The following is a 17837-nucleotide window of genomic DNA, read 5'->3' on the forward strand; positions in this document are numbered from 1 at the left end:
CCGGGCCACCCGTCACTCGGCGGAGCCCTCGGCCGAGCCTTGGCCGTCGCACCTCGCGCCGATCAGGGAGAGCCGGTCCGGGCGAGCTGATCAGGGGTCAGTTTCCGCAAAGTGGAACCTGGGCTGTACGTTCCTGAGGAGTTGGTAAGGCACGCCTAAGTAAGACCTCTTGGAGTACAGATGTCCGTCAGACGTCGCGGCACAGCCGCGCTGGTGGCCCTCGCCGCCGTCCTCTCCCTCGCGGCCTGTGGAAGCGACGGGGGATCGGACGAGAAGTCGTCCCCCGCCGGCGCGGACAAGAAGGCCGTCGCGCAGGGCGGCGAGGACTTCGCGGCCGCGGCGGCGAAGACCGCGGGCTACGGCACCGAAGCCGAGCCGGGCGAGTTCCCCCGTACCGTCACCCACGCCATGGGCGAGACCGTCCTCAAGGCGCGTCCCGAGCGCGTCGTCGTGCTCGACGTCGGTGAGTTCGACAACGTCGTCTCCCTCGGTCTCGAACCGGTCGGCTACGCGCCCACCGAGGGCGACGAGGGCATACCCGCCTACCTGAAGAAGGGCGCGGGCAGCCCCAAGAACGTCGGCACCATCAACGGGCTCAACCTGGAGGCCATCGCGGCGCTCAAGCCCGACCTGATCCTCGGCAGCCAGCTCCGCGCCGCCGACAAGTACGACGAGCTGTCGACGATCGCCCCCACCGTGTTCGCCATCCGCCCCGGCTTCACCTGGAAGGAGAACTTCCGGCTCAACGCGGCGGCGCTCGACCGGAGCGCGGTGGCCGAGAAGGCGCTCGGCGCGTACGACACGAAGGTCAAGGCCCTCTCCGCCGACATCGGCGCCGACAAGCCGACCGTCTCGATGGTGCGGTACATGCCGGGCAAGATCCGCCTCTACGCCAAGGCGTCCTTCATCGGCACGATCCTCGAGGACGCCGGGCTGCCCAGGCCCGCGAACCAGCGGATCAACGATCTCGCCGTCGAGGTCAGCCCCGAGAAGATCGACGAGGCGGACGCCGACTGGATCTTCACCGGTGTGTACGGCGACCCCAAGGCCACCAAGCGGGACACCGCGCGCTCCAACCCGCTCTGGAAGAACCTCAAGGCCGTCGGTGCAGGGCAGGCCGAGGACGTACCGGACGAGACCTGGTACCTGGGCCTCGGCGTCACCGCCGCCGGGCTGGTGCTGGACGACCTGCGCGGGTACCTGGCGAAGTGACGCGGGCGGGGGCACGGGGTTCATCGGGGTCGACCGGCCATGGTGGGAGCACCATGGTCGGCAGGTAGCCTTTGACCCGTGCCCCGCCTGTCCGAAGTCCTCGCCCAGTTCGACGCCCTCTGGCCGCCCGAGCGGGCCGAACAGTGGGACGCCGTCGGCACCGTCTGCGGCGATCCCGACGCCCCGGTGACCCGCGTCCTCATCGCCGTCGACCCCGTCCGGTCCGTCGTGGACGAGGCCCTGGAGCTGGGCGCGGACCTGATCCTCACCCACCACCCGCTCTATCTGCGGGGCACGACGACGGTCGCCGCGGGCACCTTCAAGGGCCGCGTCGTACACACGCTCATCAAGCACGACATCGCGCTGCACGTCGCGCACACCAACGCCGACAGCGCCGATCCGGGAGTCTCCGACGCCCTCGCGGGCGCGCTCGACCTGCGCGTCGTGGGCCCCCTCGTACCCGACCCGACCGACCCGGCGGGCCGCCGGGGGCTCGGCCGGATCTGCGAACTCGACCGGCCCGCCACCCTCCGCGACTTCGCCGCGCGCGCCGCGCACCGGCTGCCCGCCACCGCGCAGGGCATCCGCGTGGCCGGCGACCCCGACGCCCTCGTCCGTACCGTCGCCGTGAGCGGCGGATCCGGCGACAGCCTCTTCGACCAGGTACGGGCGGCGGGCGTGGACGTCTTCCTCACCGCCGACCTGCGCCACCACCCGGTCTCCGAGGCCACCCAGCACTCACCGCTGGCACTGGTCGACGCCGCGCACTGGGCCACCGAGTGGCCCTGGTGCGAACTGGCGGCCACCCAGCTCGACGAGATTTCCGACCGCCACGGCTGGGACCTGCGGGTCCACGTCTCGAAGACGGTCACCGACCCCTGGTCCTCCCACCATTCCTCAGGAGCCCCCAACTGAACGCCGACCCCGCCGACCAGATCCGACTCCTCGACGTCCAGGCCCTCGACACGCGACTCCAGCAGATCGCCCACCGGCGCGAGTCGCTGCCCGAGCACGCCGAGATCGAGTCGCTGACCAAGGACCTCACCCAGCTGCGCGACCTGCTGGTCGCCTCGCAGACCGAGGAGAGCGACACCGCGCGCGAGCAGACGAAGGCGGAGCAGGACGTCGACCAGGTCCGCCAGCGCGCCGTACGCGACCAGCAGCGCCTCGACTCGGGCGCCGTGTCCTCGCCCAAGGACCTCGAAAGCCTCCAGCGTGAGATCGTCTCGCTCGCCAAGCGCCAGGGTGACCTGGAGGACGTCGTCCTCGAAGTCATGGAGCGCCGCGAGGCCGCACAGGAACGTGCCGCCGAGCTGACGGAGCGGGTCTCCTCGGTCCAGGCCAAGGCGGACGACGCGGTCGCGCGCCGCGACATCGCCGCCGGGACGCTCGGCACCGAGGAGACGACGGCGGCCAAGGAGCGCGGAACGGTCTCGGCGACGATCCCCGCCGACCTCCTCAAGCTGTACGAGAAGCTGCGCGTGCAGCAGGGCGGCGTGGGCGCGGCCCGCCTCTACCAGCGCCGCTGCGAGGGCTGCCGGCTGGAGCTCAACATCACCGAGGTCAACGAGGTCAAGGCGGCGAGCCCCAGCACCGTCCTGCGGTGCGAGAACTGCCGCCGCATCCTCGTCCGTACCTCCGAATCGGGTCTGTAGATGCCGAAATTCGTCGTCGAGGCGGACGGCGGGTCGCGGGGCAACCCCGGCCCGGCGGGTTACGGCGCCGTCGTCATCGACGCGGTGACCGGTGAGACGCTCGCCGAGGCCGCCGAGTACATCGGCGTCGCGACGAACAACGTCGCCGAGTACAAGGGGCTGATCGCCGGGCTGAAGGCGGCGAAGACGCTCGACCCGGCCGCGGACGTGCACGTGCGGATGGACTCCAAGCTCGTCGTGGAGCAGATGTCGGGCCGCTGGAAGATCAAGCACCCGGACATGAAGCCGCTGGCCGCCGAGGCCGCGCGGGTCCTTCCCGCGGGGCAGGTCCGCTACGAGTGGATCCCGCGCGAGAAGAACAAGCACGCCGACCGGCTCGCCAACGAGGCGATGGACGCGGGCAAGAAGGGCAAGCGGTGGGAGCCGTCGCGGTCCACGGCGGAGCTGGACGCGGGTGCGCGGCGTAGCTCCGGGCAGTCGGCCGCCGCTGCCGCCCCGGCCGGGCCGCCGGGGGACGCGGCGGCCGGCGCGGCCAAGGCGCGCGCGGCGCTGGCCGCCTCGTACGAGCTGTCCGCCGTCGTCCCCGAGCAGGCCGCGCCGTCCGTCGGATGGGGCTCCGCCGACCTCGGTACGCCCGCCACGTTCGTCCTGCTGCGGCACGGCGAGACCGCCCTCACCCCCGAGAAGCGCTTCTCGGGCAGCGGTGGCGGTGACCCGGAGCTGTCGGCGGTCGGCCGCAGGCAGGCCGACGCCGTCGCGGCGGCGCTCGCCGCGCGCGGCACGATCCAGGCCGTCGTCTCCTCGCCGCTGCTGCGCTGCCGCGAGACGGCCGGCGCCGTCGCCACCCGGCTCGGCCTGGAGGTGAGCGTCGAGGAGGGGCTGCGCGAGACGGACTTCGGCGCCTGGGAAGGGATGACCTTCACCGAGGTCAGGGAGCGGTACGCGGACGATCTCAGCGCCTGGCTGGCCTCGCCCGACGTGGCGCCGACGGGCGGCGGCGAGAGCTTCAACTCGGTCGCGACGCGGGTCGCCGCCACCCGGGACACGCTGCTCACGCGGCACCCGGGACGTACGGTGCTGGTCGTCACCCATGTGACGCCGGTGAAGACCCTGGTCAGACTGGCGCTGGGAGCACCGCCGGAATCCCTGTTCCGGATGGAGCTTTCGGCGGCGTCGCTTTCGGCGGTCGCCTACTACGCGGACGGCAACGCGTCGTTGCGGCTGCTGAACGACACGTCGCATCTGCGCTGAGCGGGGCGCGGCATGGGCTGGCGACTGACCGAGGACGTCGAGGAGTTCCGTACGGCGGCCGGTCCGTGCCTCGCGCGGGACGCCGCCCGTTCGACGCTGCTGCTGACGATCAGCGAGTCGATCCGTGAGTCGATCCGCGAGTCGATCCGCGCCAACGGGGCCGCGACGCCCGCGCGGTTCGGCTACTGGCGGGCGCGCGACGGCGCCCCGGTCTCCGCCGCCTTCGTCCAGAGGCCACCGCTGCGCCCGCTGCTCGGTCCGATGCCGGACCGGGCGGCGCGCGAACTCGTTCCCGAACTCCGTGCCGTCGAACCGTCGTTGACCTCCGTGCAGGGCGAGAGCGCGTGCGCGGAGGCGTTCGCCGCCGAGTGGACCGGAGGGTCCTGCGGCTGGCGGGTCTCGGCCCGCGTACGACTGTTCCGGCTGGGCGCACAGACGCCACCGGACCCCACCCCCGCCGGCCGGGCCCGGCTCGCCGCCGAGGGGGACCTGCCGCTTCTCGCCGAGTGGATGAGCGCCTTCGCCGCCGACACGGGTCAGCCGGGCGGGGACCACACCCGGGCCACGGCGGAGCGCATCGCCACCGGTCGGCTGTGGCTGTGGGACGTCGCGGGCGCACCGGTGGCGATGGCCTCGGTCTCCCCGATCATCGCGGGCCAGGCGCGGGTGTCACCCGTCTACACGCCGCTCCGGCTGCGCGGCCGCGGTTACGGGGGCGCGGTCACGGCGGCGGCCGGCCGGGCGACGCTGGACGCCGGGGCCGAACAGGTCGTGCTCTACGCGGACTTGGCGAACCCGACGAGCAACGCGCTCTACCGGCGGCTGGGATACCGCCCGGTGACGGACAGTCAGGTACTGACCTTCGAGTAGCGGCGACGGTCGTTCCCGGGCGATGTACGTCCGGACCGGGACGGCCCCGCCCGGGGCAGGCCGCGCGTCAGCGCAGGGCCGCCGCCTCGCGGGCCAGTTTCTCCACCCGGGACCAGTCCTTCGTTGTGATCGCGTCCGCCGGCAGCATCCAGGAGCCGCCCACGCAGCCCACGTTCGCCAGCGCCAGATACGACCCGGCCGACGCCAGGGAGATCCCGCCCGTCGGGCAGAACCGCGCCTGCGGCAGCGGGCCCGACAGGGCCTTGAGGTACGCCGTGCCGCCCGCCGCCTCCGCCGGGAAGAACTTCATCTCCCTCACGCCGCGCTCCAGCAGCGCCACGACCTCCGACGTCGTCGAGACGCCCGGCAGGAACGGCACCCCGGACGTCCGCATCGCCTCCAGCAGCGTGTCCGTCCAGCCGGGGCTGACCAGGAAGCGCGCCCCGGCCGTCACCGAGTCCGTGACCGACCGCGGCGAGATGACCGTCCCGGCGCCCACCACCGCGTCCGGCACCTCCGCGGCGATCGCCCGGATCGCGTCCAGCGCGACCGGGGTGCGCAGCGTCACCTCGATCGCGGGCAGCCCGCCGGCCACGAGGGCGCGGGCCAGCGGGACGGCGTCGGCGACATCGTCCACGACGACGACAGGGACAACGGGGGCGAGGTCGAGCACGGAGGTCATGCCGCCATCCTGCCGCGCCACCCACGCTCCTCGCAACGGTCGTTGCGCCCTGCGCAACGGTCGCCCGGTGAGGCCACTCAGTGGATCTCCGACACCACCACGTCCAGCGACCACGACTGCCCGGCCCCGCCGGGCGCCGCGACCTCCACCACGTACCCCAACTCGCGCAGCGTCTCCACGAGTTGCCCGGGCTTCTTCGGCCGGGCACCGGCCAGGAGCAGGTCCCGGACCAGCCGCCCCTTCGTGGCCTTGTTGAAGTGACTGACCACCGACCGCTTCTCGACACCGTCCACGAACTGCGCGTGCAGGACCCGCACCGTCGCCGTACGGGCCGCGACATCGCCCGCCGGCTTCCAGGCCGGCGCGTACGACGACGAGCGCAGATCCAGTACGAGCCCGTCACCCGCCACCTCGGGCAGCACCGAGGCCATCGCCTTCCGCCAGTGGGCGCTCAGCGCCCCGACGCCCGGCAGCTTCACGCCCATCGAGCAGCGGTACGACGGGATCCGGTCGCCGATACGTACCGCGCCCCACAGCCCGGAGAAGACCAGCAGCGACTTCCCGGCGCGCCGCCGAGCGGCGGTGTCCAGCGTGGCGAGGTCGAGCGCGTCGTACAGGACGCCGGTGTAGATGTCCCCGGCGGGCCGTGTCCCCGCGGTCCGCAGCTCCACGTTCTTGGCGATCTCCCCGCGCAGGCCCTCGCTCAGGCCCAGGACCTCCGCGGCCTTCTCCTCGTCGGCGGCGCACAGCTCGACCAGCTCGTCCAGCACGGCGGCCCGTGCCTCGGCCAGTCCGGGCAGGGACAGTGATTCCGGCTTCAGCGGAGCCCCGCGGCCGGAAGCGGCCTTGCCTTCCGACGGTGGCAGCAGCACGAGCACGGTGGTTCTCCTCAAGGACGTACGGACCGGGGGGTGCGGCCCCCGGCCGCCCAGGTTAAGCGACGCCGCTGGTGATCCCGTCCTCGTCGGCGGTCACGTCCGGTGCCTCGGCGAGCGCCTTCCTGAGCTGGCCCGGCCACCAGCGCCGCCGGGTCGTCCGCGTGGAAGCGGACCACCGTCGCCGTACCGCGTCCGCCCATCGGCCGTACGAACTCCACCGGCTCCGTCAGCTCCACCCGAACGGTCGTCTGGCCGCCCACGATCAGGTCGAGCGTCCCGCCGGGCTCGTCGATCTTGATCAACGACCCGTCCGGGTAACGGCGTTCGACACGTACCGACGCGATCTGACCGCTCCCGATCGGCATGTCGAACAGCGAGCCCCAGCGCACCCGGAGCGACCCGTCGGCGCCCACGACATGAGGCCGGGTGACGCAGCTCGCGTGCAGGGCGAGCAGCATCAGCACGCCGTACACGTCCAGCACCAGCATGATCAGGTGCACCAGCGGCCAGGGGATGAGGATCGCCAGCGCCACGGTCTCGACGACGGACACGAAGAGGAAGCCGTACATCATCGCCGTCTGCGGGCCGGTGTACGGGGCGGCGAGATCGCCCTCGCGTACACCGTGCGTACGCCGGGCCACCCACCGTACGAGGCTGGTCAGGCCCCGCGCCTCGTTGACGAGCAGTCGGCGCGCGGTGGCCGGTACGGCGGCCTCCACGGCACGCGCGAGGGCGTCCCGGCGCCCGGCTCCGGCCAGGCGGGCGGCCTTGTAGAGCCGCCGCACCAGCACGGCCTCGATCGCCACGAGGGTGAGCACGACGGCCTCGGCGGTCCGGACGACCGGCGCCGGGACGTCCACGCCCGCCAGCAGACACACGACCAGCGCGATCTCGGCCGGCACCATCACCCACAGGACCTTGTTCATCCCAGTCCCTCCCCGTCCATCCTCTTCGCGAGTTCTGCCATCACCTGTCGCGCGACCTCGGCCTGGGCGGGGGCGAAATCGGCGAGGAACGCGTCGCCGAACCCCTCCAGCGCGGGACTGTCCGCCTTCGCCAGCTTGGCCAGCACCTCCGCCGGGATGACGGCCGCCAGCGCCTGGGCCAGCGGTCCGACGCGGGGGTCGCCGGTCGCCGCGTCGGCGAGGTCGTCGAGGCGTTCGTAGAGCGCCAGGACGTCCGGGTCGTGTGTCAGGGGGAGCAGGGCGTCGTAGACGATCTCGTCGCCGCCGACCGTGTCGAGCAGCGTGAGGAGTTCGCGGTCCTTGGCCGCCATCGCCGAGGTGGTCTCCGGCATGGCCCCCAGCAATCGCGCCAGCGCGGGCGACACCGGCCCCTCGGGAGGCAGCGTCCCCGCCATCAGCTCGGCGAGCCTGCGCCGCCTGGTCCGGATCTCCTCCTCCTGCCGCGCCAGATCGGCGTCCAGCTCACCCAGCACCTCCACCAGCTCCCGCCCGGCGTCGTCGGCGAGCACGTCCCGTACCTCGTCCAGGCTGAGCCCGAGCTCCGAGAGCCGGCGGATGCGGGCGAGGAGGACGGCGTCCCGCACGGTGTAGACGCGGTAGCCGTTGGACCGGCGCTCGGGCTCCGGCAGCAGCCCCAGGTGGTGGTAGTGCCGCACCGCCCGCGAGGTGACCCCCACGAGTGCGGCGATCTCTCCGATTCGCATGAGCCCAGTAGAAACCCTGACGCTGCGGCAAGGTCAAGGAGGATCGGCCGGGCGCCCGGGTGACCCGCCGGGCGGGTACCATGACGATCACGGCAGACGAGCCGGGCGGACGGCCGCGTGAGGATCTCCGGATCTTCCCGAGGAACGTCCGGACTCCACAGGGCAAGGTGGTGGGTAACGCCCACCCGGGGTGACCCGCGGGACAGTGCCACAGAAAAGAGACCGCCCGGCGCTCAGGTGCCGGGTAAGGGTGAAACGGTGGTGTAAGAGACCACCAGCGCCTGAGGTGACTCAGGCGGCTAGGTAAACCCCACTTGGAGCAAGGTCAAGAGGGGCCGTCGCGAGACGGCCCTGCGCGGACGTTCGAGGGCTGCCCGCCCGAGTCCGCGGGTAGACCGCAGGAGGCCGACGGCAACGTCGGTCCTAGATGGATGGCCGTCTCCCCGGCCGCCGCGAGGCGACCGGGCGACAGAATCCGGCGTAGAGCCCGACTCGTCTGCCGCCAAGGGCCCGCATTATCCGAGCGCTTCGGCGAGCCTCAACCCAGGCGATGCGTTGTCCGGAGAGATCAAGGGCGCGTATGCCCCCCCGCAATCAGTGGTTCCGTCGGTCTGGATCTCCGACGAACCGGGCAAAAACCAATGGATTTAGCCGAGTTGCGCCGAGCCTGGGTATTGTGCGTCCTGCTCCAGTTTCCGGCCGGGCCCGGAATGATACGGCCGGCGCAGTACGTCGCGGACTTCGCCCTCCGGCAGCGGGGCGGCACCTTCGGACCGTAGCGCGGGCCCAACAGCCGTCAAGCAAAACACCATCAGTGGGAAGGCAGTCACCATGGTTACCCCGGGGGCGGACACACCTCGTCAGGTCACGCAGGTGCGCGAGCAACTGCGTGAGAACTTCCACGGGGTGATAGACGACAGCGACATCGCCCACTTCCGCGGGGGCAACTACGAACAGCGCTTTCTGTCCCGTGCTCTCGCCGCCCTCGCGGTACGCCGAGTAGCCAAGTGCAGCGTGGCCGAGGCGGCCCGGTTCGTGACCGACGGCATCGCGGACCAGGGGCTGGACGCCATTGCCCCGTTGCCGGATCAGGGTCAAGTGCTGCTCGTTCAGGCGAAGTGGAGCGACAAGGGCACGGCGACCTTCGACGTGGACGCCGCCAAGGCGATGGTCGACGGCCTGAACCGGATCGAGAACGAGCTGTACGACCAGTTCAACCAGCGTGCCGGCGAACTTGCCCTGGAGGCCAGGCCGCTCATCGTCAACGCCAAAACGATCCTTGTCATCGCGCTGATGGGTACGGCGAAACCCTCTCCGCCCGCACTCGAAGTTCTCGACAACGCTCTCGACGAGTTCAACAAGCACGGCGCCCGTATGAGCGTCGAAGTGCTGTACGCAGCCGACTTTCATGACCAGATCCACGCGGATCTCCGGCCGGAGCCGATCTGTCTGGACGTACGCCTCGACGAGTGGTACCAGCAGAGGGGGCCGCTCGAGGCTTTCCAGGGCACGGTAGCCGCCGAGACTGTCGCCGAATGGTACGAGGAGCACGGCACCGCTCTGTTCGAGCAGAATCTCCGGGCCCCGCTCGGGACCACCGTCACGAATGCGGAGATCGGCCAGACCCTTACGTCCGATCCCACGCGGTTCTGGCATCTGAACAACGGCATCACCATGATCTGCACCTCGCTCACGGCCAAGCACGACAGCGCCAAGTCACCGCAGAGCAGGCCGACCACGCTTTCCGTGTCGGGGGCGAGCATTGTGAACGGCGCGCAGACGGTCCGGGCTGTCGCCCGTGCCATGCACGACGACGGTGAGGCAGCGGCCAACGCCACCCTGAACATCAAGGTGATCAACACGCAGGAGGACCGGGAGTTCGGTGTCCAGGTCTCGCAGGCGGCCAACCGGCAGAACGCCATCGGACAGCGCGATCACATCGCGCTGGAACCTGTGCATCAGGCGATCAAGGCCAACCTCCGTGCCGAGATGCGCAAGCACTACGTGATCAAGCGCGGCGGTGAGCCTGTGGCCCCCGAGACCGGCTGTTCGCTGGACGAACTCGCACTCGCCCTTGCGTGTCTGCACGAGGATGCGGAACAGTCCGCACGGGCTGCCAGCTCTACAGAGAACCTCTGGGAACAAGGACCCAAGGGCACCCACACGCTGCTGTTCACACGCGAACCCTCACCTCATAGGGTGTGGCGTTCCGTGCTCACGCTCCGCGCGGCACGGAGTGCGGTCTACGAGGTGGGCAGTGGTCAGAACAGCCGCGAAGCGGCGACGGCGGAACACGGTGGCCTTCTCGTCACTCACCTGCTCTTCCAGTATCTCGGCGGCACGAGCATCGATGACCCCGACTTCGACTGGGACAGCGAGGTCCTGGAGAAAATTACCGCCCTCGTCCCCGACATGGTGCGTCGGCTGACGCACCATGTCGTCACCCGTTACGGGCCGCGGCCCCAGATCAGGACTGCCTTCCAGACCGCGGAGACATGCCGGGACCTTGCGAAGCATGTCCTCGCCGACCTGACCAATGGCGTCGCTGTTCCCAAGCCTCCCGCCAAGGTCCGCAAGACGCGTCGCCCGAACACCGTGCCGCTCCTGGTCGACCGCCGTGTCATCGAGGATGGAGCTCCCCTCGTGTACAGGGCACAGAGCGACTCCGAGCGCGACGCCATGGAAGCGTGGCTTGCCGGGGACGAAAGGCGGCGCCAGGCGACCTGGGCCAATCACCGGACGAAGCCGATCCTGTGGGCGTACGACGAGCAGCGGTACTCGCCCACCGGGATGGTATCCAAGATGTGGGCGGACGCCGACTGGGACGAGCGCCCCGTGTCCAACCAGGGAACAGCTCGCTGGTTCCGGTCGGACGGGCTGAGCCTCTGGGATCTTGCCCAGCGCATCCACAACGACGAGGCCGAGGCCGACTCCGAGGAGGAAGCCTGACGGGGTGCGCCCCGCTTCCGCCAGGTCACTGAGCGGGCGTTCCTTCCGGACCTCGTAGCCGGGCGAGGAGGTCGGTGATCTCGCGGGTCTCCTCGTCCTCCTCGCCCAGGAGGACACACATGTCCTCGTGGAGGGCGTCGAGGACTCCCTCCGCCTCGGCACGGCGTCCGTCGGAGAAGAGTAGTACGCCGATGCTGCGGCGCAGGTCGAGCGCGGTTTCGGAGGCGTCCCCGGCCGCGTCGGACACGACTTCCAGGACCTCCTGGAATTCACGCAGGGCGATCGTGGCCTGACCGAGGTTGGCCCGGCAGTGGGCGGCATGCCGACGGCACTCCAGCGTATTTTCGTCGGCCGGTCCCGCTGTACGGGCGTAGACGGCTGCCAGCGTGTCGAACTCCGGCAGGGCCCGCCGGTAATCCCCGCCTGCCATGAGAATCGCCGCGCGCTGCCGCCGCAGACCGAGCACACGCGAGTTGTGTGCGCCGAGAGCGGTGGCCGCCGTGGCGATCGCCGCCTTGAGTACGTCTGCGGCCTGGGCGAACCGCCCGCTCTCGGCAAGATCCGCAGACCGGGCGTAGGCCTCCCGGATCGCATCCCGCAGTGCGGTGTCGACGCGCGCCGGCATCGGCACGGGAGGCTTCTGCTCGATCGGGGGTGCGGGCGGTGTGGTACGCCGCAAGGGTGCGTTCGGCTGCCGGTAGACCAACGTCGGGTCGGGAGCTTCAGATGGGGAGCCGCCGTGGCTGAGGGCCACGCGTTCGGCTGCCGATCCCGGTGGCGGCAGGAAGGGCGACAGGCGCTCGTACACCGCGTACGCGTCGGCCGGACGGTGTTCGGGGACCTTGGCCAGCAGGTCCAGGACCAGTGCCTCCAGAGCTTCCGGTACCTCGGGTCGGAGGGAACGCAGCGGAGTCGGCACCTCATCCATGTGCTGTTGGAGGAGTTGGTACTCGCTGTCGCTGCTGAAGACCGTTTGCCCGGACAGGAGTTCGTGCAGCACGCAGCCGAGGGCATACAGGTCGCTGAGTGGGGTGATCTGCGCGTTGTCGATCTGCTCGGGTGACATGTAGTGGCGGCTACCGATGAAGCCGTTGGTCGCGGTGAGCCGCGTGACATCCGTGCGCATCAGTTTCGCGATGCCGAAATCCAGTACCTTGACCGTGCCGTCAGCGGCGATCAAGAGGTTGTCCGGTTTCAGGTCGCGATGCACGACTGGGATGGCGTGCGCGTACGACAGGACCGTGCAGATCTGGGCCGCGATCGACGCGGCCCAGGTCACCGGCAGCAGCGCCGCCGCTCCGTCTTCCGCGTTGGCCAGCACCGTGCGCAGGGAGACCCCGCGCACGTACTCCATCACCAGATACAGCCGGTCGTACGACGCCTCGTCCAGCACCGCGTCGAACACCTGCGGCACCCCGTGATGCCCGATCCGGGCGGTGACACGCGCCTCGCGTTCGAAGCGGCGGGCGAACTCCTCCGCCTGCGCGGGCGATACGACGACATCGGGCCGGATGAGCTTGACCGCGATCTCCCGGTCGAGCACGGCGTCGTAACCCCGCCAGACCGTGCCCATACCGCCGGACTCGATCTCCTCGATCAGCTCGTAGCGGCCCTGCTCGCCGATCCTCCGTGCCTGCGCCACGCCTCGCGCCCCCGTCGTCCTGATGTCACGTCAGCCGATCGCGGTACACGGTACCTACTGGCGTGGCGCGCGGCAGGGTTACAGCAGGTGGTCGGCCTTGCCGGCCTTGATGTCGGTGATGAGGGTGCGGAGGGCTTCGAGGGAGTCGGTGAGGTAGCGCTCTTCCTGGCCGTTGAGGGCTATGTAGCCGTTGCCGTCGGAGTCGGTGCCGATGCGGAAGCAGGAGCTGCCTTCGGCGCAGAAGGGACTTTCCCAGGTGATGTCGGGCATGGGTGGTCCTCACAGTTGGCGCGCGAGTTCACGAATGAAGTCTCGGGACTGCCCTGGTGGCAGCGCCAGATTCTCCAACAGATCGAGCTGTGCCCTGTATTTCGCCACCTGCCCCTCGGCGTGCAGGAAAGCAGGTCCGTGCGAGCTGTCCACTTGGACTGTATCGAGTTGTGGTACAGGTCCTTCCAGGTAGACGACTGTCTGCCCGGCTCCCGGAAAGGCGCCGTGGGCGAAAGGCACGACCAGCACAGTCACATTGTCCCGGTCGGATACCTCCAACAGGCGCACCAACTGGGCGCGGGCCACCTCGGTGCCGCCGAACTGCATCCGAAGAGCCGCTTCGTGGATGACAGCGGTGTACGAGATCGCGTCATCGCCGGTGATCACCTGCTGGCGTTCCGAGCGCAGCGCGAGGCGTAGGGCGACCTCGTGCTCCGGCAGAGGAGGGACGGCGGAGCGGAAGATGGCCATGGCCTGCTCCGAGATCTGGAGCACGCCCGGTACGTGCACGGTGTTGGCGCCACGCATGCGTACGGCACCGCTCTCGGCTTCCGCGATGTCCAGAAGGCCTTGAGGCAGTGTGCCTCGGTAGCGTTCCCACCAGCCTGATTTTGGTTCCGCCATGTCGACGAGCGCGTCGACGTAGGCATCGTCGGTCACGTCGCAGTTGCAGGCCAGCGTCCGCAGGCGGTCCGCACTGATGCCTCGCACTCCCGACTCGATGTTGGAGATCTTCCCTCGGTCCACGCCCAGCAGGCCCGCCGCGAATTCCGCTGACTTGCCTGCTGCTGTACGGATGCGCCGAAGCTCACTCCCCAGACGCCTTTGCCGTTCCGTGGGAGTCGTCCTCGGAGGCATGGAATTCCCTTCCGTCCAGTGGGTTCGCGTGTTCGTACGCTGAAGCGGCCCCCACCTCGTGGTGGTGAATTTATCCGAGTGCGTGGAAAATTTACCACGCACTGCTCTACTGTCGGTATCGCGCAAGCTACACACCGCAGTGCCGGAAGCGCACCGCGCGAGCATGCCCGTCCGCCCTGGGACCGGTGCGCCCGCGACCAGGGCGGTAGGCCACCGGCGATCCCAAAACCCTCACACACTAGTGGAGTTCGCCATGCCCGAGATCCCTCTTGTCCCCGCTCACTGGCGCTTCCCCGCCCACCCCGTCTCCGTCCGGCGGGCCCGGCAGGCCGTCGCCGAATCGCTGCCGGAACTCCTCCGGCCCCGCCTCGGAGGCGATCTGGGTCTGCTGACCTCGGAGCTGGTCACCAACGCCATCCGGCACGGTGCCTGCGCGGACGGCGAAGACCTTGTGGAACTCGTGCTGTGGCCGGCCGACGGGCACTACCGGCTGGCCGTCTCCGACCCCGGTACGGGAAAGCCGGTGCTGGCCCACCCCACCGCCGATTCCGAGAGCGGGCGGGGGCTGATCCTCGTGGAGAGCCTCGCCACCGCCTGGACGGTCCGACCCCGCCCCACTCGTGGAACGTCCGTGATCGCGGGGCTTCCGTTTGACCAGGGAGGATGACTGGGGGGAGGAGACGGCGGGCTGGACGGGTCAGGCCGCCTCGTCGTCGATGTTCTCCTCCCGGCGGATCATCCGCCAGGCCGCGCGGCGCGCGCTCTGGTTGAGCGACCGCTTGAAGCTGTCGTCGTGGCTGAAGTACTGCCGTCCCATGTCGGCGATGGTGTCGATGTGTTCGGCCATCTTGTCCTCGAAGATCTCGTCGAAGACGAGACCGAAGTTCTCCTCGTCGTTGACGGCGGCGGCGCGGGCCTTCGGGTCCGCCTTCGCCTCCGAGAACGGTGTGATCACGTCCTGATCGGTGAAGCTGGTGCCGTACTTGTCGTTGAACTTCTCGATCAACTCCGACAGCAGGGACTTCTCCTGCTCCTTCGCGCCGCCTCCGCCTTCCCCGAAGCCGCGCAGTTCCGCCGCCCCCTCGGCGGTCAGAGCGAGGTCGTGCTCGCCGGTCTTCTGGATGCGGAGGTGACTGAGGTCGACGTCACCGATGTCCACGCCGCCGTCTCCGCGTCGCGGCAGACGGTTGAGCAGGTGGCGGCCGTACAGGTAGAGGCATTCGAGGTCGGCGTCGTGGTACGGCACGATCTGCGAGAGGAAACCGTACTTACGTACGTAGTCGTTGAGATCGGCACGGAACTGCTCGGCTTCGTTGACGGCTTCCTCGTCGGGGTCGCCCGCCTCGTCCCTGCGGTCCAGCAGATCGGTGAACCGCCCGACGGCGGGGGCCAGATGGCGGTACAGCTCCGCGTGGAGCCTCTCCCAGCGGGCGGCCGAGCCAACAGCCTGCTCCTCGGCCGCCAGATAGGCATCCGCGAACTCCCGCATCTCCTCATCGACGAGGATGTCGGGCCGCAGGACCTGACTCTGCGCGGTGTAGAGGAGGTTCGGGTCGGAAGGAAGTGTTTTCGCCTCCTCGAAGTACGGGCGGAAGGACTCCTTGATGTCCTCGGCTTCGTTGACGAAGTCCAGGACGGCCAGATCCGCCTGGGACTTGCGGTCGGCGGTCCGGTTCAGGCGGGAGAGAGTCTGTACGGCGCTGATGCCCGCGAGCTTCTTGTTCACGTACATCGTGGTGAGCAGCGGCTGGTCGAAGCCGGTCTGGTACTTCTCGGCGACGACCAGGATGCGGTACTCGCGCTGAGTCGCCTTACCTCCGGTGCGTACGGCCTTGTCGTCCTTGCGCGTGTAGGCGAATGCTTTCGGCAGCGCGGACTCGGCGAGACCGCCGTTCTCCTTCGGCTCCGTGGTCTCCTCGCCGTCGTACGTCAGGCTGCCGGAGAACGCGACCAGGACACCGGGGTCTGCGTACCCGTTGTCCCCGATGTACTTCTTGATGGCACGGGCCATCTGTACCGCGCCGTGCCGTGAGCCCGTGACCACCATGGCCTTGGCGCGCCCGCCGAGCCTGCCGGCCGTATGGGTGCGGAAGTGCTCGACAACCCTGTGCGCCCGCTGCGTCACGGTGGAGTCGTGTGTGAGCGCGTGCCGGGCGAGCAGGGGATTGGCCTTCGACCGTTCCACCTCGCGTTCGGTCGGGTTCTTGTTCACCAGCTTCCAGTAGGTCTCGTACGTGACGTACGTGCGCAGGGGGTCGAGGATGAAGCCTTCCTCGATGGCCTGGCGCATCGAGTACGTGTGGAAGGGGACGTACGCCGGCTTGCCGTTGACGGTGTCGAGGGTGCCGAAGAGTTCGAGCGTCTTGGCCTTGGGCGTGGCCGTGAACGCGAAGTAGGAGAGGTTCGCAGCCTTGCTGCGCTGGATGGCTTTGCGGACGAGCTTGGCATCGGTGGTGGCCGCCACCGCTTCCAGCTCCGTCGCCCCGGCATCGTCGGAGTCCGAATCCAGTCCCAGGTCACGGAGCGCCGCTCGTACGGCCGTGGCGGCGTCCCCGGACTGGGAGGAGTGCGCCTCGTCCACGATGATCGCGAAGTTGTGGCCCTGTATCTCGGTCGGGTTGCGGCGCAGGTAGTCGATGAGGGCCGGGAAGGTGTGCAGCGTGACGGTGATGATCTTCCCGGTCTCGCGGGTCAGTGCCTTGGCGAGCTGTTCGGATTTCGCGCCCTGCTTCTCGTCGATCTTCACGACCAGCCCGGCGGTCTTCTCGAAACTGCCGACGGTCTCCCGCAGTTGGGCATCGAGATTGCGGCGGTCGGTGATGATCACGACCTTGTCGAAGACGGGCGCGCCGGGCTTGAGTCCGGCGGCCAGGGCATCGGGGTCGATCTCGGCCGGATCGGTGGGCGTGTGCAGCGACGACAGGCGGTGCGCCAGCCAGCCGATGGTGTTCGACTTGCCCGAGCCGGCGGAGGCCATGCCGAGGTAGTTGTGGCCGGCGCCGTGGCGGGCCGCGTGGGCGGCGAGCTTCTTGACGATGTCCCACTGGTGGTAGCGGGGGAAGATCAGCTTTCGCCGTGTCCGCCCGTCCGCGCCCTTTTCCTTGCTGAGGTGCACGAAGCGTTCGATCAGGTCCAGCCAGGTGTCCCGTTCCCAGATCTGCTCCCAGAGGTAGGAGGTCGGGTACGTCCCAGGGGCGCTGAACGCCGGATTTCCCGCACCGCCGGGCTTTCCAGGACCATCGGAGCCTGTGTTGAAAGGCAGAAATCGGGTCAGCTTGCCACGGAGTTCCGGCGCGACGAACACCAGGTCGGTGTCTATGGCGAAGTTCGCGATCACACGCTTGGCGAAGATCAGCTCACTGGGGTCGCGGGTCGTCCGGTACTGGTCCTTGGCCCCCTCCACTCCCTGGCGCGTGAGGGCGTTCTTGAACTCGGCTGTCGCCAGGGGGATTCCATTGAGGAAGAGGGTGAGGTCGAGGCGCTTGCCCTTGTCCGCCTGCTTGGCGGCGTACACCAGTTCCTTGACGAAGGTCAGCCGGTTCGCCCGGTAGTCGTCCAGGACATCGTCCGATGCGACGAGCGACGGCTTGAAGTAGGCGAGTTTGATCAGGATGCCGTGGTCCTTCACGCCCTTGCGGAGTACGTCCAGCACACCGTCGGTGCCGATCGCCTGGTCCACGCGCTTGGCGAACCCTGCCTGGGCGATGTTGGGGTCACCGCCGTAGAGAGCGATCAGCTCGGCCCAGTCGTCGGCCTGGGTCTTGCCGACGAACTCGAAGAGCTGGGCCGTGTCCAGGCTGAGTTGGGCTTGGTAGCCCGACTGGCTTCCTTCGGCCCAACCGCGCTCCAACAGGGCGGCGACTATGGCGTTTCCGAATGCTGCTTCGTCGTGGACGGACAT

Annotated in this window: 15 protein-coding genes and 1 other RNA gene; 8 read left to right on the forward strand and 8 right to left on the reverse strand. The window is 69.5% G+C overall.

The annotated features are described in order from the left end of the window. The first annotated feature begins 180 nt into the window (after positions 1-180). The 5 genes from P3L51_RS10205 to P3L51_RS10225 all read left to right on the forward strand — a co-directional run bounded on the left by P3L51_RS10205 (position 181) and on the right by P3L51_RS10225 (position 4988). Positions 181-1212 (forward strand): ABC transporter substrate-binding protein, encoded by a 1032-nt coding sequence (locus tag P3L51_RS10205; RefSeq protein ID WP_354604795.1) that lies wholly within the window; start codon positions 181-183, stop codon positions 1210-1212. Between the two features lie 78 nt (positions 1213-1290). Beyond that, positions 1291-2127: a Nif3-like dinuclear metal center hexameric protein gene (locus tag P3L51_RS10210; protein WP_354604796.1), complete on the forward strand. Its 837-nt coding sequence runs from the start codon at positions 1291-1293 to the stop codon at positions 2125-2127. Next, positions 2124-2867, forward strand: coding sequence for a zinc ribbon domain-containing protein (locus P3L51_RS10215; protein WP_354604824.1), 744 nt, complete (start codon positions 2124-2126; stop codon positions 2865-2867). The genes P3L51_RS10210 and P3L51_RS10215 overlap by 4 nt, the downstream gene beginning before the upstream one ends. Further along, the gene (locus P3L51_RS10220) at positions 2868-4118 is read left to right on the forward strand and encodes a bifunctional RNase H/acid phosphatase (RefSeq protein WP_354604797.1); all 1251 of its coding nucleotides are present in this window, start codon (positions 2868-2870) and stop codon (positions 4116-4118) included. Positions 4119-4130: 12 nt separating this feature from the next. Next, positions 4131-4988 carry a GNAT family N-acetyltransferase gene (locus tag P3L51_RS10225; RefSeq protein ID WP_354604798.1) on the forward strand — a complete coding sequence of 286 codons (858 nt, stop codon included), beginning with the start codon at positions 4131-4133 and terminating at the stop codon, positions 4986-4988. Positions 4989-5055: 67 nt separating this feature from the next. Here the strand turns inward: P3L51_RS10225 and eda are convergent, their stop codons facing one another. The 4 genes from eda to P3L51_RS10245 form a co-directional block, all read right to left on the reverse strand. Beyond that, positions 5056-5670: a bifunctional 4-hydroxy-2-oxoglutarate aldolase/2-dehydro-3-deoxy-phosphogluconate aldolase gene (eda, locus tag P3L51_RS10230; protein WP_354604825.1), complete on the reverse strand. Its 615-nt coding sequence runs from the start codon at positions 5668-5670 to the stop codon at positions 5056-5058. A 77-nt stretch (positions 5671-5747) separates the two neighbouring features. After that, complete coding sequence (gene yaaA / locus P3L51_RS10235; RefSeq protein ID WP_354604799.1) at positions 5748-6548, reverse strand: peroxide stress protein YaaA; 801 nt, start codon at positions 6546-6548, stop codon at positions 5748-5750. Positions 6549-6559: 11 nt separating this feature from the next. Beyond that, a complete protein-coding gene (locus tag P3L51_RS10240) occupies positions 6560-7474 on the reverse strand; it encodes a hypothetical protein (RefSeq protein WP_354604800.1) in 915 nt (304 codons plus the stop codon). After that, positions 7471-8217, reverse strand: coding sequence for a MerR family transcriptional regulator (locus P3L51_RS10245; protein WP_354604801.1), 747 nt, complete (start codon positions 8215-8217; stop codon positions 7471-7473). The genes P3L51_RS10240 and P3L51_RS10245 overlap by 4 nt, the downstream gene beginning before the upstream one ends. A 97-nt stretch (positions 8218-8314) precedes the next feature. On the opposite strand from P3L51_RS10245, the gene rnpB reads away from it, so the two are divergent. Together rnpB and P3L51_RS10255 are read left to right on the forward strand one after the other, a co-directional pair. Continuing rightward, positions 8315-8716, forward strand: an RNA gene (rnpB, locus tag P3L51_RS10250) — RNase P RNA component class A. A 332-nt stretch (positions 8717-9048) separates the two neighbouring features. Further along, complete coding sequence (locus P3L51_RS10255; RefSeq protein ID WP_354604802.1) at positions 9049-11166, forward strand: AIPR family protein; 2118 nt, start codon at positions 9049-9051, stop codon at positions 11164-11166. A gap of 25 nt (positions 11167-11191) precedes the next feature. Here P3L51_RS10255 and P3L51_RS10260 read toward each other — a convergent pair whose 3' ends face one another. The 3 genes from P3L51_RS10260 to P3L51_RS10270 all read right to left on the reverse strand — a co-directional run bounded on the left by P3L51_RS10260 (position 11192) and on the right by P3L51_RS10270 (position 13936). Beyond that, positions 11192-12808 (reverse strand): serine/threonine-protein kinase, encoded by a 1617-nt coding sequence (locus tag P3L51_RS10260; protein ID WP_354604803.1) that lies wholly within the window; start codon positions 12806-12808, stop codon positions 11192-11194. Positions 12809-12886: 78 nt separating this feature from the next. Then, positions 12887-13078 (reverse strand): hypothetical protein, encoded by a 192-nt coding sequence (locus P3L51_RS10265; RefSeq protein ID WP_354604804.1) that lies wholly within the window; start codon positions 13076-13078, stop codon positions 12887-12889. Between the two features lie 9 nt (positions 13079-13087). Further along, a complete protein-coding gene (locus tag P3L51_RS10270; protein WP_354604805.1) occupies positions 13088-13936 on the reverse strand; it encodes a helix-turn-helix domain-containing protein in 849 nt (282 codons plus the stop codon). 253 nt (positions 13937-14189) lie between these two features. Here P3L51_RS10270 and P3L51_RS10275 point away from each other — a divergent pair, with 253 nt between their 5' ends. Continuing rightward, entirely contained in the window at positions 14190-14603 is a 414-nt protein-coding gene (locus P3L51_RS10275; protein WP_354604806.1) for an ATP-binding protein, read from the forward strand. Between the two features lie 30 nt (positions 14604-14633). Here P3L51_RS10275 and P3L51_RS10280 read toward each other — a convergent pair whose 3' ends face one another. Continuing rightward, positions 14634-17837, reverse strand: coding sequence for a type I restriction endonuclease subunit R (locus P3L51_RS10280; RefSeq protein WP_354604807.1), 3204 nt, complete (start codon positions 17835-17837; stop codon positions 14634-14636).

The organism is Streptomyces panacea (assembly GCF_040560175.1).
GTDB lineage: Bacteria > Actinomycetota > Actinomycetes > Streptomycetales > Streptomycetaceae > Streptomyces > Streptomyces panacea.

What these genes read in the sequence shown, in the direction of transcription:
- P3L51_RS10205 (WP_354604795.1), top strand. Translation starts at nt 181, where the DNA reads ATGTCCGTCAGACGTCGCGGCACAGCCGCGCTGGTGGCCCTCGCCGCC.
- P3L51_RS10220 (WP_354604797.1), top strand. Translation starts at nt 2,868, where the DNA reads ATGCCGAAATTCGTCGTCGAGGCGGACGGCGGGTCGCGGGGCAACCCC.
- P3L51_RS10225 (WP_354604798.1), top strand. Translation starts at nt 4,131, where the DNA reads ATGGGCTGGCGACTGACCGAGGACGTCGAGGAGTTCCGTACGGCGGCC.
- eda (WP_354604825.1), bottom strand. Translation starts at nt 5,670, where the DNA reads ATGACCTCCGTGCTCGACCTCGCCCCCGTTGTCCCTGTCGTCGTCGTG.
- P3L51_RS10240 (WP_354604800.1), bottom strand. Translation starts at nt 7,474, where the DNA reads ATGAACAAGGTCCTGTGGGTGATGGTGCCGGCCGAGATCGCGCTGGTC.
- P3L51_RS10245 (WP_354604801.1), bottom strand. Translation starts at nt 8,217, where the DNA reads ATGCGAATCGGAGAGATCGCCGCACTCGTGGGGGTCACCTCGCGGGCG.
- P3L51_RS10255 (WP_354604802.1), top strand. Translation starts at nt 9,049, where the DNA reads ATGGTTACCCCGGGGGCGGACACACCTCGTCAGGTCACGCAGGTGCGC.
- P3L51_RS10265 (WP_354604804.1), bottom strand. Translation starts at nt 13,078, where the DNA reads ATGCCCGACATCACCTGGGAAAGTCCCTTCTGCGCCGAAGGCAGCTCC.
- P3L51_RS10270 (WP_354604805.1), bottom strand. Translation starts at nt 13,936, where the DNA reads ATGCCTCCGAGGACGACTCCCACGGAACGGCAAAGGCGTCTGGGGAGT.
- P3L51_RS10275 (WP_354604806.1), top strand. Translation starts at nt 14,190, where the DNA reads ATGCCCGAGATCCCTCTTGTCCCCGCTCACTGGCGCTTCCCCGCCCAC.
- P3L51_RS10280 (WP_354604807.1), bottom strand. Translation starts at nt 17,837, where the DNA reads ATGTCCGTCCACGACGAAGCAGCATTCGGAAACGCCATAGTCGCCGCC.